The organism is Salinimonas lutimaris, assembly GCF_005222225.1.
Lineage (GTDB): Bacteria > Pseudomonadota > Gammaproteobacteria > Enterobacterales > Alteromonadaceae > Alteromonas > Alteromonas lutimaris.
This window is the reverse complement of the sequence record NZ_CP036536.1, coordinates 3,350,154-3,363,303: the sequence shown is the minus strand read 5'-3', so window position 1 is coordinate 3,363,303 and position 13,150 is coordinate 3,350,154. Positions and strand designations below refer to the sequence as shown.

Here is a 13,150-nt window from a genome sequence, read left to right as displayed (position 1 = left end):
TGGAAGCATGAGTTCCACCATTAAAGAAACAACCAAAAAGCGCATGCGGCGGGATATCCGCTTACGAATCGCGGTGACTACATTCGGTGGTCTGGTGCTGCTGACGATGGTGATCCTGATAGCTCATCTTATCAGTCAGGCTGTGCCGCTGACCTATACACCGCAGTTTGCTTTCCAGCACAGCGTGAATGCGTTACCGGAAAGTCGCTTTGTTGCCAGTGCTGATGCGCTGGAGCGACAACCGGTCATCTTGCAGACATCTTCTTGCAGCACATGGCTGGCCTATCTGCAAAAAGACACCGGAGTCCTGTCACCGGACCGGCAGATTACCCGTCCCTGCGATAGTCAGTTTGCGGTGGTGGAGTCGGCCGGCGAACATCATCTGATCACGGTTTCGCTCAGCGGCATTGTCCGGGTGTCCGGTGTTCGCGGTTTGCAATTGCAGGCGAATACCGCCGTGCAGGCCAGTGCAGGCGCTTTAAGTCTCAATGAATTTTCATTTGCACTGCCACAGAATATCTGGCAGCACCAGAAAGACTGGCAAATTGAACTCTCGCCACAGTGGCTGGTGGCCACCGTCTATACCAAAAACAAGGTTCTGGTGTACTGGGTTAACCGCCAACAGCCCACCCGCACATACACCCACATATATTCTGCTAAAGCTAAAATACTGACCTTACCGGATACCGGACAAACACTGGCCTATCGTGATAAACAATTACTGTTTTTTGGCGTAAAAGGCGACCTGATCCAGCGGCTGGAAGTCAATAACCCGGTGAGCTGGTGGCAGGCCCTGCCTAAATCACGCAGCCTGTTTATCGCCTCTGAGTTTGGCGAGGTAACCCGCTGGGTGCTGAAAAACGATGCTGGTAATATGTTGTATGAACCCACCTACACCGTTGACCTTGCGCAAGGCGAGCAGCCCACCACTATCATGGCGCATCCCAGCGAAAATGCCATGGCAATGGCAACGTCAAGTGAGCGCTTACTACTGTTAAACAGAGTTTCTGGTGAGGTGGTTCAGGAATATCAGACAAGAGAGTTGGTAAGCAGTATTAGCTGGTATGCTGATCGGCTTTACCTGCTTAGTGCCGGGCAGCTGGAAGTGGTGAAAGTACATTTTCTGAGCGGCATCACCACCTGGTCGTCGTTGTTTGAACCGCAAATATACGAAGGCTACCGTACCGCTAATCAGGTCTGGCAAACCAGCAGCGGGTCGGACTTTCAGGAGCAGAAATACAGTCTGGTGCCACTGCTTATTGGCTCACTGAAAGCCTCTTTACTGGCTCTGATGGTGGCCATCCCCCTGTCTTTCGGCGCGGCAGTATATACCGGCTTTTTTGCCAGTCAGCAGTTGCGTAACTGGATTAAACCGGGACTGGAGATGCTTGAAGCCATCCCGTCTGTACTCATTGGCTTTATAGCGGCTATCTGGCTGGCGCCGCTGGCTGCCAATATTCTGATTACCCTGGCACTGTTTCTGATCCTTATACCGCTGGCAATGGCCCTGATAGCCTGGATAACCCCGGTCATTGTGGAGAAAACCGGGCGCTGGCGACCGGGTACCGAATTACTGTTTGCTCTGGTATGTTTACTGGCTACCGGTTATTTTGCCATGACCACAGCCACTGACTGGGTATTGGCATGGCTGGATATCAGCTACACCTCTGAGCTACTCAGTGACACCGACAGTCCCATAGGCAAAAACACCGTGGTGGTCGCACTGGCCCTGGGCGTCGCCATTTCTCCGGGTATTTATTCACTGACCGAGGATGCCATTGCCGGGGTGCCGGATGAGTTGAAAAATGCGTCCTACGCGCTGGGGGCCACGCGTCTGCAAACCTTGCAAAAAGTGGTGATTCAGGTTGCCACACCGGGCATTCTGGCGGCCATCATGCTCGGGTTCGGGCGGGCTTTTGGTGAAACCATGATAGTACTGATGGTGACCGGTAATACACCGGTCTCATCATGGAGTCTGTTTGAGGGGCTTCGGGCCTTAACCGCCAACCTGGCCATTGAGCTGCCCGAGGCCGATGTTGGCAGTACGCATTATCAAATCCTGTTTTTAACTGCCTGTATTCTGTTTTTATTTACCTTTGTGATCAACACTGTCGCTGAGCTGTTACGTCAGCGCCTGCGCCGGAGAAACCGCTATGGATAAGCTCAGGCGCTGGTTGAAAAATATCTATACGCCGGCTCAGTACCAAACCCTGTTTCTCAGTATCAGTGTGTTTTTTACCTCACTGCTGCTACTGGCTATGATCAGTATTGTGCTGCTGATTTTTGCTCGTGGCGGAGGCTATTTCTGGCCAGAAACTATTTATAAAGGGGTTTTTACCTCAACGGAAGGGCGCAGTCAGATTGCCTATGCCCAGAGTCAGAGCCGGTTTGAACAAGGCGATGAGGAAGTACGCTGGTTGTTGTATTCCCATCGCCGCAATCCGTACGGCACTCAGGCACTGGTAGAAGATCGCCGGATTGCTGAGCTGACTGCCGCACCGAAGGTGGCCAGAATCAGCCTGACCGATGGCCGGGTGGTGCTGGGTAAGCCCATAGGTATTGTGACGCCGGAAAAAGCCAATGTGAATGTGGCCCGGCTGACGGCCCTGCAACAACAGGCCGCCGGGGTTCAGGCGTCTATTCAGCAAATCAAGGATGACCATCTGGCCGGTATTCACAAAGCTTTATCAGAGCTCGACCGACGCAAAGTCAGCGCAAAGGCGCCCGCCCGCCTGCGGCTGATTAACGAGTTCAATAAATGGCAGGAACGGCTTGAGACTTTTGAGCAACTGCGTGACAAGTATGTTCTGGCCGTAACCCTGGCAGACGGATACGGTTTTAATATACCGCTTAACGATATTGATGCGGTTATTTATCCGGGACAGCTGAATTACTGGCAGAAGCTGGGCGTTGCACTCAGTGAGGTGTGGGCATTCTTATCCGAAGCCCCCAAGCAGGCCAATACCGCCGGCGGGGTCTTTCCAGCATTATTCGGTACAGTGCTGATGGTGTTTATTATGACCCTGATTGTCACCCCGTTTGGCGTGCTGGCGGCTGTGTATCTGAACGAATACGCACCAAACAATGGGTTTACCACCGCCATCAGAATCAGTGTCAGTAATATGGCCGGGGTGCCATCGATTGTATACGGCGTATTTGGCCTGGGCTTTTTTATCTATGGCGTGGGCGGCAGCATTGACGAGATATTCTTTGCCGATACCCTGCCGGCCCCGACCATGGGAACGCCGGGCGTTTTCTGGGCGTCACTGACAATGGCTATTTTAACCTTGCCGGTGGTCATCGTGGCCACAGAAGAAGGATTGCGCAATGTTCCGCAGGGGCTTAAAGCCGGCAGTTATGCACTGGGCGCAACTAAAGCTGAAACGGTGATGTATACCATTTTACCGATAGCTTCACCGGGCATCATGACGGGTGTGATTCTGGCTATCGCCCGGGCTGCTGGCGAGGTGGCGCCACTGATGCTGGTCGGCGCGGTAAAATTTGCGCCTAACCTGCCATTTGACGGAGAATTTCCGTTTTTGCATTTGGATCGGCAGTTTATGCATCTTGGAGTACTTATTTATGACGGCGCTTTTCACAGCCAGACCGACGCCAAAGGTGCCTCAATGATGTTTGCTGCCTGTCTGTTACTGCTGCTGGTGGTATTTGTACTTAATATTCTGGCGGTGTTGCTTCGGGCCCGTCTGCGTAAACGTTTCCAAAAAGGGTAATCCATGCTGACATTGTTTGAGCGTGAACAGCTCGACCTCAACAACCTGACCGATGAACAAACGGCGATAAGTGTAGAGGACCTGAACCTGAAGTTTGGTCATAAGCAGGTACTTGAAGGAATCAGCATGTCAATTCCCAAACACCGGATCACGGCGTTTATCGGGCAGAGCGGATGTGGGAAGTCGACACTTATCAGCAGCTTTAACCGGATGAACGATCTGCACAACGACTGTACTTATGACGGCAAGATCTACATTGGTGGTCGTAACATTAATTCGCGCAAGGAAAATGTATCCCAGTTACGTAGCCGGGTAGGGATGGTGTTCCAGCGGCCTAATCCATTTCCTATGAGCATCTTTGAAAATGTGTGTTACGGATTAAAGCTCAAAGGTATTACTACCCGCCGACAGCTGGATGATGCGGTGGAGCGGGCGTTAAAAGAAGCGGCTTTATGGGATGAGGTCAAAGACCGCTTGTTTGAGCCGGCAACAGTATTGTCCGGTGGTCAGCAACAGCGACTGGTCATAGCCAGGGCTCTGGCACTGCAGCCGGAGATCTTATTGCTGGATGAGCCGACCTCGGCGCTCGACCCGTTAACCACGCTATTTATTGAAGAGCTGATGGCGGAGCTGAAAAAGCGCTGTACCATCATTATTGTTACCCACAATATGCAGCAGGCAGCCAGAGTCTCCGATTACACCGCGTTTTTGCATCAGGGCCGGCTGATTGAATACAGTGACAGTGATACCTTATTCACCACTCCTGAAGTGAAACAGACAGAAGATTACATCACCGGCCGGTACGGTTAAGGCAGGCAATTATGCGTCAGGTAGCGTTTAATACTCACATCTCCAATAAGTTTAACACTGAACTGGAGAACCTTCGGAATTCCGTGCTGACCATGGGCGGGGAAGTGGAACAACAGCTGGTCGACACTCTCAAGGCTATCAAGCTGAATCACGCTGGTTTGGCAGAAAAAGTGGCGCTAAACGATTTGAAGATCAATTCGATGGAGCTGCAGATTGACAAGGAATGCCTGCGAATTATTGCCAAGCGTCACCCCACTGCCTCAGATCTGCGTCTGATCATGACGATCTCAAAAGCGATCACCGATATTGAACGAATGGGCGATGAAATTGAGCGTATTGCGCGGCTGGTAACTAAGGGAAAACTGCCAGCTTCCCAGTCAGTACGTAGCTCCATGCTGCTTATTGGTGATAAGGTCGCTGCCATGATGCGCGGTACCTTTGATGCGTTTGCCCGGCAGGATGAACGGGCTGCACTGGATGTGTACAACGAAGACAACCGTATTGATGCTGAATACAAAAAGCTGCTGGGGCGTGTGGTTGAGGAAATGAAAAAAAACACTGACTCAATGCAGGACTGGCTGGAAATATTATGGGCATTGCGATCGCTGGAGCGGGTCGGGGATCGCTGTAAAAATGTGTGCGAATACGTGATAACTCTGACCAGCGGTGAGGATGCACGCCATGCATCGGTGGAGTCTATGATGCAAAAATTAGAGGATTTATCATAAAAATCGGTCCTGATCGTCATAAAAATGAAACAATAGTCGCTAAAATCGGCAACCTGTAATGGAATTTAGGAAATTCGGCTAATTCCGTGATTTTTGACTATGGCATGTGCAGTGATTACGTTATCATGCGCGCAGCTAAAACGAGTTCAGTTTAAATATTGACCTATGCGTAACATTGAAAATTCAACACCAAAGAGCACGATTGTGAGTAACGATATCAATCAATCTCAACCCATGCGCCTGGCGCATACTGGCCTAGCCAGCAAGTAAGCAAAGCAAGTCAGGAGCTTAATACGTGGAATTTCTGCAAAACTACGGCACAACTCTTATCATTTTAGCCGCTGTCGTCGGCTTTATTATGGCTTGGGGGATCGGTGCTAACGATGTCGCGAACGCAATGGGAACATCCGTTGGTTCAAAAGCATTAACCATCAAGCAGGCTATCATCATTGCGATGATTTTCGAGTTTGCTGGTGCTTATCTGGCCGGGGGCGAAGTGACCTCTACCATCCGCAAAGGGATTATTGATTCTTCCTTCTTTATCGATAAACCAGATTACCTGGTCTTAGGTATGATTGCCTCTCTGCTGGCTGCAGGTATCTGGCTGGGTCTTGCGTCATGGCTGGGCTGGCCGGTATCAACCACGCACTCTATTATTGGTGCCATTATCGGTTTCACTGCCACCGGCGTGAGCATGGATGCGGTTAGCTGGGACAAAGTAGGGGGGATCGTTGGTAGCTGGGTAGTAACACCTGCACTGTCCGGTATCATTGCCTATCTTATCTTCATGAGTGCGCAAAAACTGATTTTCAGCACTGACAAACCGCTGGAAAATGCCAAGCGCTATGTACCTTTCTACATGGGGCTGGCGGGTTTTGTCATGTCACTGGTGACCATTAAGAAAGGTCTGAAGCACGTTGGGATGGAGCTGTCTGCAGTGAATGGTTACATTCTGGCAGTGGTGATTGCTATCGCGCTTGGCTTTGTGGGTAAAGTCATGATCAAACGTCTGCGCTATAGTGAGTCTGCTGATGCTGATTTGCAGGCTGCCAACGTAGAAAAAGTGTTTGCTATTTTAATGGTGGTAACCGCCTGTTGTATGGCTTTCGCCCACGGTTCTAACGATGTAGCTAATGCCATTGGTCCGCTGGCTGCGGTAGTCAGTGTGGTAGGCTCTGGTGGGGTTATCAATTCAAGTTCTGATCTGGCACCATGGATTCTTCCTCTGGGTGGCTTTGGTATTGTTGCTGGTCTGGCGCTGTTTGGTCACCGGGTGATCAAAACCATTGGCCAGGGTATTACCCACTTAACACCGAGCCGTGGTTTTGCTGCTGAACTGGCGGCTGCCTGTACTGTGGTTATTGCCTCGGGTACCGGTCTGCCAATCTCCACTACGCAAACCTTGGTGGGGGCGGTACTGGGTGTAGGTATGGCCCGCGGTGTGTCAGCACTGAATCTGAAAATTGTACGTAACATCGTGGTGTCATGGGTCATTACCCTGCCAGCCGGTGCGGTACTGTCGGTTATCTTCTTCTTCGCCCTGAAGGGTATCTTCGGCGTCGAATAACCGGTTCGATATACCGATGTGAAAAAAGCCCTCTTAATGAGGGCTTTTTTTGTGTTCATTGACTCAGTTTGTTAATTATCTGGCATAGATACTGGGGAGACAAACCCGTCTGGCTTAATACCCAGCAGGGCACAGTCAAGCTGGTGAATCGTTTCCTCGGCAGTGCCGCCCATAATAAACCCGGGCACACCCAGCCGGGCCACTGTACCTATAACAACGGCCTTGGCATCGACAGATTTGGCTGTTGCCGCAATTTCACGGCGAGGATAGCCGCGCACAATATGCTGCTGTGGATTTAAAGATTCCAGCGCGCCTTCATGTAACTCTTTGTCCAGTTCGCCTAACAAGCGTGCCAGTTCTTTTTCCCGTTCGGCATAGATGGTCTGCAGGTCGGCCTCCAGTGAATTCTCATCCACCGAGATAAAGTCACCGCGCAGAATACTTTCAGGCACTGCGTCGTACACATGCACAATGTGCAGCTGACTGAATTCCATCAGGGCAATCTGGGCTGCATAGCGCAGAATATCCATGTTGAGTTTCCGGCGCACAGAAATTTCATGCTCAGGATAGTGATAGTTCAGGTCTAGTGCTGCAACAACCGTATCGTATTGCTGACTGTTGCCAGGATGAACAATCCACACCGGTACAGGGCATTTACGTAGCAGAGTGAAATCATCACTGCCAAACAAACGCTCAATAAAACCAGAGTCAGATAGCTTCAGTACCAAGTCGTAGTGGTGCACCATAATATGCTGCACCAGCTCTACATAACTCTGGCCAATGTGCACATCTGTAGTAACCGGGTAATCACCTACCCAGGCCTTAAGTTGTCCGTCAAGCCACGCCTGGGCAGCGCTTTCAATCGAGCTTTGTTTTTCAAGGTAGGCAAACGACTGCATGACCATGTGAGCATTGGGCGGCAGCGCCTCAAGCTTAAGCAGAATGGTCAGCTCTGCCTGATGGTTTTTAGCAATGTGAAGCGCCTGCGCGACAACTTCGTCTTGTTTGTGCGTGTCAGTAAGAACACAAAGAATCTTGTTAAAGTTTCCTTTCATTGTCGCCTCATTTTAATTCTTTGGCTGCCTGCACAGTCAAACAGCCGGATTTAATAAAATCGCGCCATTATAAAGGGCCGGCGTCCGAAGTGCCGTAATACAACTATGAAGTTTTTATGACAGCATAACGGTAAAAATCTGTTCAAGCCACAAGCAGAATCAATACCACGATATCTTTGTGCGATTTTCCTTCGCGGTTACCTGTCGACTTGCATTCCTACTTCGTGATTCTTATGCTAGATTAAAATATCCGATTTTAATCCAAAAAAGATTTTAGTATGAAATGGCCGAACCTAAAACATCTGCACTATCTGGTAACGCTGCATCAGGAGCAGCACTTTCACCGGGCTGCCGCGCGCTGTAATGTCAGCCAGTCTACATTAAGTACTGCTATCCAGAATCTGGAAGAACACTTTGGTAGTCAGCTGCTTGAGCGCGAGCATAAAACCTTTGTGTTTACCTCACTGGGGCTGGATGTAGTAGAGCGCAGTAAACTGATCTTGCAGGAAGCCGGGGAGTTGGTGGAGTACGCACAAAACGCCGGTAACTGGCAGCGGGGAAATCTGCGTCTGGGTGTTATACCCACCATTGCGCCATTTTTATTTGAAGGCATGATCGGCGCCTTTAACGCTTTTTTGCCAGATATCAGCCTGGAATTGCAGGAAGATACCACCAGTAATCTGTTACAGCAGTTATCCGATGGACGATTGGATCTGCTGGTGCTGGCCCTGCCCATGGAAACACCAGGATGTAAGCAGATGATTCTGGGGCATGATCCGTTTCATCTGGTAGCGCATCATTCGATGGCTGATGATTTAAAAGATCCGATGGACATCAGCAGCCTGCCTAAGAAAAGTATCTTTTTATTGCAACAGGAGCATTGTATGACCGGTCATGCGGTCAGTGCCTGCGGTTTGCAGCATAAAGACCAGGTCAGTAGCCTGGCTGCCAGCAGCCTGTATACGCTGGTACAGCTGGCAAACAGCAAATTGGGCTATACCTTTTTGCCGGAGCTGGCGTTAAATCAGCAGATTCTGGATAACACAGAATTAAAAGCACTACCGGCGGAGAATGATGCCTATCGGGAAATTGGTTTGGTCTGGCGGGCCGGAACAACCCGTATGCGTCTGTTTCGCAGAATTGGTGAAATACTGTCGCCGCTACTCCCCAAACCCACACTAAATTAGTAGTTGTTGATTGTTAAACTCGTAACCGAAGATTTGATATATTGCTAACAAAAACTGGCACTGAAATATTAGTGTAAAAGTACTGGCGGCAATAAAGTCACACTCAAGTGTGTAATTTTCCCTCAATTGAAGCCGGTTGAGCGGTAGTTAAGTTACAAAAAAGTCCGCACTGGGAGACCAGGCGGACTTTTTTATCACAGGTGGCGGTTAGTAAATATGATTACCTGACAGGCCACCGGTCACAGTTTTGATGATAATTTTGATATCAAACCAGACAGACCAGCGATGCATGTAATCCAGGTCATACTCCACCCGTTTAGCCATCTTGTTCACTGTTTCGGTTTCACCACGTAAGCCATTGACCTGCGCCCAACCTGTAATGCCAGGGCGTATTTTGTGACGCAGCATGTAGCCGGTAATCAGCTTACGATACTCCTCATTGTGCGCAACAGCGTGCGGTCGCGGACCTACGATGGACATTCTGCCTTGCAGCACATTAATAAACTGTGGCAGCTCATCGAGCGAGGTGCGGCGCAAAAATGCACCAATTTTTGTCACCCTTGGATCATTTTTGGTCGCCTGCTTAACCACCGAACCATTGTCCTGCGTCGACATAGAGCGAAATTTATAAACGGTAATTTCCTTGCCATCCAGACCGTAACGTTTCTGCTTAAAGATAGCCGGACCTTTAGAAGTGACTTTTACCGCAGCGGCAATACACAGCATCGGAATGGCCAGAAAAGCAAGAATAATACTACTGATAACCACATCTTCAATACGCTTCAGTACATCGTTGGCGCCCTGGAACGGTGTGTCATAAATACTCAGCGCCTGAACATTACCCACAGACTGCCAGCGTGAGTTAAGAAGCGAGTACATGAAGAAGTTCGGAATCAAATACACATTTGCGGTAGTGTCACTACACTTCTCCAGAATCTCTTTTATACGATTCTCGGCAGCCGTTGGCAGTGCAATATAGATGTAATCCACCTTGTGTTGCTTGGCCAGCTCAATGGCCTCGTCAATAGAGCCCTGAATTTCATGGCTCTGGTCCTGACCAAGACGATCTGCTGGGCGGTCGTCATACATACCCTGAAAATGGATGCCCAGATGTTCGTTTTTCGCCATCTGTTCAGCCATGTCATAACCGACTGATGTAGCACCAATAATGATAGCAGAGCGAGAATTCATACCGTCGCGGCGAACCTTAAACAGGAACTGACGCATAACGCCCCGCCAAACGGTTAGCGTAACCAGAGATGCAGCAAACCACATCATCACCATCGCTGGAGATAAGGTAACACTGTGTGAAAACATAAAGCCTAAGGTCAGTGTGACAAACAAGCTGGCGATCCACGTCATGCCGGTTGTTTTAAGCATGTCGCTGGTTGGGCTGCTGCGCCATGAGCGATACAGATCCATCGCCTCGGCTGCCATCTGAAAAGATACCACATTGATAAATAACAAAATCATGCCGGTGGTGGTAATGGTCAGATCGTGGTAAAACACCGCAGCGTAGAAGCAAACAGTGATCACTGACAGGTCAATCAGGCGATACAGAGTCGAGAAACTGCTTTGATAATGGCCGGTTATACCACTTCTTCTCTCGTCCCTGGATGAACTGTTGCCATTTAGCGCCTGACTTTGCAGTAAATTAAATTTCATAACTTATTCACTCCAGTAAGTGGTAAATCAGGTAAATCAAAGGCTCTACTGAATTCACACATTAAAGAATTAAAAAAATAAAACATCACTGTCAGAATAGATGCACGAACTGTTCCAAATATAACCAGATGCCAAAATTTATATGTCAGACCAGTGACTATCAGGGTTCAACCAATTGTTGTAGTTTTATTACAGAAATGTAGTAAAGCAAGAGTGATGAAATGGCGGGAAAAGTGTTACTTAATGACTACGAAAAATGTATTAGCCCAAATTAATCATTTTTTCTGGTTAGGACGTTTAAAGGGTAAGTGCTGCCTGTGACTGTTTAAATAGTAAACTGATAAGTATGTGACTCTGTTGTTATTATCAATATATCGCCCCAATCCTTATCATCATTTTCTATGCTCTGGTCATATTCAAAGGTTTCAGGCAGCTCCGACATGTGGCACATATTTGGCATATGCCCACCGGAGTAAAATTATCATGCAGACATTTTCAGGCCCATTACTTGTCAGACGACAGGTACAATAAAAGAACATTGGTAGTCAGTCAGTGTTCAGACACCCCATGTCATTATGGGATCAGGCCTCAAACAAATATCTGTTGTTATCAAATATAAAATTGCGGAGAGAACATGATAAAAAGGACTTCCAGTGTAATTGCATTATCTCTGGTTGCTGCGGGCGTTGCCCAGGCACAGGAGGCTGGCAAATATAAAATGGGGAGTGTGGATCTGATCCCCGTACTGAACACGGAATTTCTTCACATCAATAACGTGACCTATGCGAGCGATAGTGATGCAGAGATTACCAGCTGGGTAGGCGTGGTATCGCCTCAGCTTAAAGCGGTGACTGAGGTAGGCGGCAATGAAATTGAATTTGCCTATCGCATCGAGCGCGGCGAGTACTTTTCCAGCGAACAGGACAACTACACCGATCACTTTGCGCATCTGGATGGCGACTTTGTTATCAATGACCGTAATCGCTTTGCCGCCCGGGCTAACTTTGAAGACGGACACGATGATCGTGGCCGGGTTTATTCAAATGGCTTTGGTAACGAGCTGGACGAGCCGGACACTTATAAAAAGTCTTCGGTAGACGGTACTTACTCTTACGGCGCATTGTCTGCATTTGGACGAATTGATTTGTCTGTAGGCTATGAAGTCATGAACTATGATGACCGTCCGGAAGTGTTAGATTTTCGCGACAGTGAGTTCTTGCGTTTTCGTGATCGTGACACCTTTCGTTACGGCGGTTCTTTCTACTACCGGGTTGCCCCTAGTACGAATTTAGTGCTGGACGCGACACGCTCTGAAATCACCTACGATGAGTCTGCTGATCCGGCAAATCCACTGGATTCTGATGAAAACAAAATTCTGGCCGGTTTGACCTGGAACACTAACGATTACACCCGCAGTTTTGCCAAAATTGGTTACAAACAAAAGAAATTTGCGTCGTCTACCCGTGATGATTTCTCTGGGGTGGCCTGGGAAGTAGGTATGGCTTACAAGCCGGTGACCTATTCAGAATTTACAGTTTCAACCAGCGCTGATACCCGCGAAACCAACAGTAATGCCGACTACATTCGTAGCCGTGATTACGCGGTAGCGTGGAAACATTCTTGGCTGGAGCGCTTTTCAACCACCGCCAAAGTGGCGTACCTGACAGACGATTATGAAGGTCAGGTTGAAGACTTGCGTGAAGATGAGACCACCCGGTTCAGCCTGGGCGCCGATTATATGTTCCGCCGCTGGTTAACGGTCGGTGTGTTCTATCAAATCAATGACCGTGACAGTAACCGTGAAACCATCGAATTTGACAGAGATGTCATCGGTCTAACAGCGAAGGTAACATTGTAATGGAAAAAAGCGTGAGGTATCTGCTCGGTATGATGCTGGCACTGTTTGTAATGAGTGCTACCGCCCAGGACGGCAACCCGAACATGAGTCAGTATCGCCTGGGTGTAGGCGACAAAATTCTGATCAATGTATTTGGGCAGAGTGATTTGTCGATGGAAACCCGTCTGCCGGATGTAGGCAAAATTAACTATCCATTTTTGGGCGAGTTAAAGCTTGTAGGCCTCACACTTTCTGAAGTTGAAAACCTCATCTATGAAGGCCTGAAGGAAGACTATCTGGTCAATCCTTCGGTGGCGGTATCAATTGTTGAATATCGCCCGTTCTTTATTGACGGGGAAGTGAAAAACCCGGGCGGATACCCCTATCAGCCTGGTCTGTCTGTGAACAAAGCTGCTGCACTGGCTGGTGGTTACACAGAGCGGGCGTCACGTTCCGACATCCAAATTGTTCGTGAGCGTAACGGTCAGCAAACCACACTGGAAGTGGGCGTAGGGCATTTAATTCAGCCCGGCGACATCATTACCGTTCCACAGCGCTTCTTCTAAGAAG

Annotated in this window: 10 protein-coding genes; 8 read left to right on the top strand and 2 right to left on the bottom strand. The window is 49.0% G+C overall.

Going from position 1 to position 13,150, the window contains the following annotated elements:
* The first annotated feature begins 7 nt into the window (after nt 1-7).
* From EZV72_RS14795 to EZV72_RS14775, 5 genes are all read left to right on the top strand, one after another.
* Nucleotides 8-2,161 (top strand): ABC transporter permease subunit, encoded by a 2,154-nt coding sequence (locus EZV72_RS14795; RefSeq protein ID WP_232364434.1) that lies wholly within the window; start codon nt 8-10, stop codon nt 2,159-2,161.
* A complete protein-coding gene (pstA, locus tag EZV72_RS14790) occupies nt 2,154-3,731 on the top strand; it encodes a phosphate ABC transporter permease PstA (RefSeq protein ID WP_137167953.1) in 1,578 nt (525 codons plus the stop codon). Before EZV72_RS14795 ends, pstA begins: the two co-directional genes overlap by 8 nt.
* Nucleotides 3,732-3,734: 3 nt before the next feature.
* On the top strand, nt 3,735-4,541 hold the full coding sequence (gene pstB / locus EZV72_RS14785) for a phosphate ABC transporter ATP-binding protein PstB (protein ID WP_137167952.1): 807 nt from the start codon (nt 3,735-3,737) through the stop codon (nt 4,539-4,541).
* Nucleotides 4,542-4,552: 11 nt separating this feature from the next.
* Nucleotides 4,553-5,269: a phosphate signaling complex protein PhoU gene (phoU, locus tag EZV72_RS14780; RefSeq protein WP_137167951.1), complete on the top strand. Its 717-nt coding sequence runs from the start codon at nt 4,553-4,555 to the stop codon at nt 5,267-5,269.
* A 295-nt stretch (nt 5,270-5,564) separates the two neighbouring features.
* Nucleotides 5,565-6,836 carry an inorganic phosphate transporter gene (locus EZV72_RS14775; RefSeq protein ID WP_137167950.1) on the top strand — a complete coding sequence of 424 codons (1,272 nt, stop codon included), beginning with the start codon at nt 5,565-5,567 and terminating at the stop codon, nt 6,834-6,836.
* A 71-nt stretch (nt 6,837-6,907) separates the two neighbouring features.
* On the opposite strand, the gene EZV72_RS14770 is transcribed toward EZV72_RS14775, so the two are convergent.
* Nucleotides 6,908-7,891 (bottom strand): universal stress protein, encoded by a 984-nt coding sequence (locus EZV72_RS14770; RefSeq protein ID WP_137167949.1) that lies wholly within the window; start codon nt 7,889-7,891, stop codon nt 6,908-6,910.
* Between the two features lie 278 nt (nt 7,892-8,169).
* Between EZV72_RS14770 and EZV72_RS14765 the strand changes: the two genes are divergently transcribed.
* Complete coding sequence (locus tag EZV72_RS14765) at nt 8,170-9,078, top strand: hydrogen peroxide-inducible genes activator (RefSeq protein ID WP_137167948.1); 909 nt, start codon at nt 8,170-8,172, stop codon at nt 9,076-9,078.
* A 207-nt stretch (nt 9,079-9,285) separates the two neighbouring features.
* Here EZV72_RS14765 and EZV72_RS14760 read toward each other — a convergent pair whose 3' ends face one another.
* Nucleotides 9,286-10,743, bottom strand: a complete 1,458-nt coding sequence (locus EZV72_RS14760; protein ID WP_137167947.1) for an undecaprenyl-phosphate glucose phosphotransferase — start codon at nt 10,741-10,743, stop codon at nt 9,286-9,288.
* A 634-nt stretch (nt 10,744-11,377) separates the two neighbouring features.
* Between EZV72_RS14760 and EZV72_RS14755 the strand changes: the two genes are divergently transcribed.
* Together EZV72_RS14755 and EZV72_RS14750 are read left to right on the top strand one after the other, a co-directional pair.
* Nucleotides 11,378-12,601 (top strand): outer membrane beta-barrel protein, encoded by a 1,224-nt coding sequence (locus tag EZV72_RS14755; RefSeq protein ID WP_137167946.1) that lies wholly within the window; start codon nt 11,378-11,380, stop codon nt 12,599-12,601.
* Complete coding sequence (locus tag EZV72_RS14750; RefSeq protein WP_137167945.1) at nt 12,601-13,146, top strand: polysaccharide biosynthesis/export family protein; 546 nt, start codon at nt 12,601-12,603, stop codon at nt 13,144-13,146. The genes EZV72_RS14755 and EZV72_RS14750 overlap by 1 nt, the downstream gene beginning before the upstream one ends.
* The last annotated feature ends 4 nt before the right edge of the window (nt 13,147-13,150 follow it).

Bases quoted from the DNA above. Each gene is read 5' to 3' on its own strand.
- pstB (WP_137167952.1), top strand. From the start codon at position 3,735: ATGCTGACATTGTTTGAGCGTGAACAGCTCGACCTCAACAACCTGACC.
- EZV72_RS14765 (WP_137167948.1), top strand. From the start codon at position 8,170: ATGAAATGGCCGAACCTAAAACATCTGCACTATCTGGTAACGCTGCAT.
- EZV72_RS14795 (WP_232364434.1), top strand. From the start codon at position 8: ATGAGTTCCACCATTAAAGAAACAACCAAAAAGCGCATGCGGCGGGAT.
- EZV72_RS14755 (WP_137167946.1), top strand. From the start codon at position 11,378: ATGATAAAAAGGACTTCCAGTGTAATTGCATTATCTCTGGTTGCTGCG.
- EZV72_RS14760 (WP_137167947.1), bottom strand. From the start codon at position 10,743: ATGAAATTTAATTTACTGCAAAGTCAGGCGCTAAATGGCAACAGTTCA.
- EZV72_RS14770 (WP_137167949.1), bottom strand. From the start codon at position 7,891: ATGAAAGGAAACTTTAACAAGATTCTTTGTGTTCTTACTGACACGCAC.
- phoU (WP_137167951.1), top strand. From the start codon at position 4,553: ATGCGTCAGGTAGCGTTTAATACTCACATCTCCAATAAGTTTAACACT.
- EZV72_RS14750 (WP_137167945.1), top strand. From the start codon at position 12,601: ATGGAAAAAAGCGTGAGGTATCTGCTCGGTATGATGCTGGCACTGTTT.
- pstA (WP_137167953.1), top strand. From the start codon at position 2,154: ATGGATAAGCTCAGGCGCTGGTTGAAAAATATCTATACGCCGGCTCAG.